Source organism: Bradyrhizobium sp. PRIMUS42, assembly GCF_023006515.1.
Classification (GTDB): Bacteria; Pseudomonadota; Alphaproteobacteria; order Rhizobiales; family Xanthobacteraceae; genus Bradyrhizobium.
In genome coordinates this window covers 1-2,704 of the sequence record NZ_JALBGZ010000792.1, presented here as the reverse complement: position 1 = coordinate 2,704, position 2,704 = coordinate 1, and the positions used below count along the sequence as shown (strand labels likewise).

Here is a 2,704-nt window from a genome sequence, read left to right as displayed (position 1 = left end):
GCCTGCAATCCACCGCGATGTACGGCATGGGGCCGGAGGCGATGCCGGTCGTGGTCGCCTGCGGCCTTGCGCTGCTCGCGATCGGCAATTTCATCGACGCGCTGCGCGGCAATCTGCCGGCGCGCGAGAGTTCCGATCCCCTGCCGGTGGTCTTGATCCTCATCGGCCTCGCGCTGCTGATCGCCATCATCGGCTTCGGCGGCGGCTTCATCCTGGCGACCTCGGCACTGTTCGTGACGACGTCGGCAGCATTCGGGCGCCGTGCTGTCCTGGTCGATACCGCCATCGCTCTCGTTATGTCGACCCTCATCTATCTCGCATTTGACCGCCTGCTGACGCTGAGCCTTCCGGCCGGACCTCTGGAGCGATTGCTGTGATCGACACTTTTGCGGCGCTGGCGCACGGCATGGCCGTCGCCATTCAGCCGATAAACCTGCTCTATGCGCTGATCGGCGTGTTCCTCGGCACGGCCGTGGGCGTGCTGCCTGGCATCGGCCCGGCGCTGACGGTCGCGCTGCTGTTGCCGGTCACCTACAAGCTCGACCCCGGCGGCTCGCTGATCATGTTTGCCGGCATCTATTACGGCGGCATGTATGGCGGCTCCACCACCGCGATCCTCATCAACACGCCCGGCGAGAGCGCCTCGATGGCGACCGCGCTGGAAGGCAACAAGATGGCCAAGGCCGGCCGCGGCGGCCCGGCGCTTGCGACCTCCGCGATCGGCTCTTTCGTCGCCGGCACCATTGCCACCATTGGCTTGGCTTTCCTCGCGCCTTGGCTGGTCGATTTCGCGGTGCGCTTTGGCCCTGAGGATTATTTTGCGCTGATGTGCGTCGCCTTTGTCACGGTGTCGGCGACCTTCGGGGATTCTCCGATCCGCGGCCTGACCAGCCTGTTCATCGGCCTGACGCTCGGCCTCGTCGGCATCGACAAGCTGACGGGACAGGCGCGGCTTGCGTTCGGCGTCCCCGAGCTGCTCGACGGCGTCGAGGTGACGACGCTTGCGGTCGGCCTGTTCGCGGTGGGCGAGGCGCTCTATGTCGCATCGCGCCGCCACCAGAGCGAGGAGAAGCTCGAGCCGGTGCGCGGCTCGCTGTGGATGACAAAAGAAGACTGGAAGCGGTCGTGGAAGCCGTGGCTGCGCGGCACGATGTTCGGCTTTCCGATCGGCGCGCTACCCGCGGGCGGCGCGGAGATTCCGACGTTCCTGTCCTATTCGACCGAGAAGCGGCTGACGAAACATCCCGAAGAGTTCGGCAAGGGCGCGATCGAGGGCGTGGCGGGGCCGGAAGCGGCCAACAACGCCTCCGCCGCCGGCACGCTGGTGCCGCTGCTCACGCTCGGCTTGCCGACCTCGGCGACGGCCGCGATGATGCTGGCGGGCTTCCAGCAATACGGCCTCAACCCGGGACCGCTGTTGTTCGCCGAACGGCCTGACCTCGTGTGGGGTCTGATCGCCAGCCTGTTCATCGCCAACGTCATGCTGCTGGTTCTCAACCTGCCGCTGGTCGGGCTTTGGGTGCGGCTGCTCGCGATCCCGCAGCCATGGCTCTATGCCGGCATTCTCGTGTTCGCGACCATGGGCACCATCGCGGCCAAGCCCTCGGTGGTCGAATTGTCGATGCTGGCGGGTTTCGGCGTGCTCGGCTTCCTGATGCGGCGGTTCGATTTTCCGATCGCGCCCGTCGTCGTCGGCCTGATCCTCGGCCCGATCGCCGAGAGCCAGTTGCGCAGGGCGCTCGCGATCAGCCTCGGCGATCCCATGACGCTGCTCCAGAGCCCGATCTCGGCGACGCTGCTCGGCATCGCGCTGGTTGCGCTGCTGGCCCCATTCGTGCTGAAGGGGATGGGGCGCTTCAAGGCGAACGAGGACTAGCCGTCCCGGCGCGCGCGTCCTTGAATGCTGCGTCCATCCCGTTGAGGAAACGCCATGCCGTCGGAACTTCGCTCGCCCCGTCTCGCCGTCCTGATCGATGCCGACAACGCCTCCGCAAAGATCGCGGATGGACTGTTCGAGGAGATTGCCAAGATCGGCGAAGCCAGCGTTCGCCGCATCTATGGCGACTTCTCCAACGCGCGATCGAGGGGCTGGGCCGACATCCTGTCGAAGCACGCCATCATCCCGCAGCAGCAATTCGCCTATACGACGGGAAAGAACGCGTCCGACATAACCCTGGTCATCGACGCCATGGACCTGCTTCACAGCGGCCGGTTCGACGGCTTCTGCCTGGTGTCTTCAGACAGCGACTTTACCCGTCTGGCCGCCCGCATCCGGGAGCAGGGCGTCGATGTCTTCGGGTTCGGTGAGCAGAAGACGCCGGAAAGCTTCAGGCAGGCCTGCCGAAGGTTCGTCTACACCGAGAACCTGCTTGCCGCCACGGCGACCACCCAGGACGCCGCCGCGAGATCGACTTCGCTTCAGCCGCCTGATGCCGCGACCCCCATCATCAAGAAGGTCATCACCCAGATGGAGAGCGAGGACGGCTGGGTCGCGCTCGGGGAAGTCGGGCGGCAGCTCGCCAACCTGGCGTCGGATTTCGATCCGAGAACGTTCGGGTTCCGCAAGCTGAGCGACCTCGTGCGGAAGACGAACTCGTTCGAGATCGACGAGTCAAAGGGCCGCTCGATGCGGATTCGGGTCAAGCCCGCTGCCGCAGCACCGCCGAGAAGGCGGAACCCGCGCAGGCCTGCACGGGCGGGGGCG

General features: G+C 66.1%; 3 protein-coding genes. All 3 read left to right on the top strand.

The features are described from left to right. Positions 1-377, top strand: a 377-nt coding sequence (locus tag MOV75_RS33695) for a tripartite tricarboxylate transporter TctB family protein (protein WP_247007493.1), incomplete at its 5' end; no start/stop codon positions are given. A gap of 29 nt (positions 378-406) precedes the next feature. Then, a complete protein-coding gene (locus tag MOV75_RS33690) occupies positions 407-1,876 on the top strand; it encodes a tripartite tricarboxylate transporter permease (protein WP_247007494.1) in 1,470 nt (489 codons plus the stop codon). 54 nt (positions 1,877-1,930) lie between these two features. Beyond that, on the top strand, positions 1,931-2,704 hold a 774-nt coding region (locus MOV75_RS33685; RefSeq protein ID WP_247007492.1), incomplete at its 3' end, for an NYN domain-containing protein.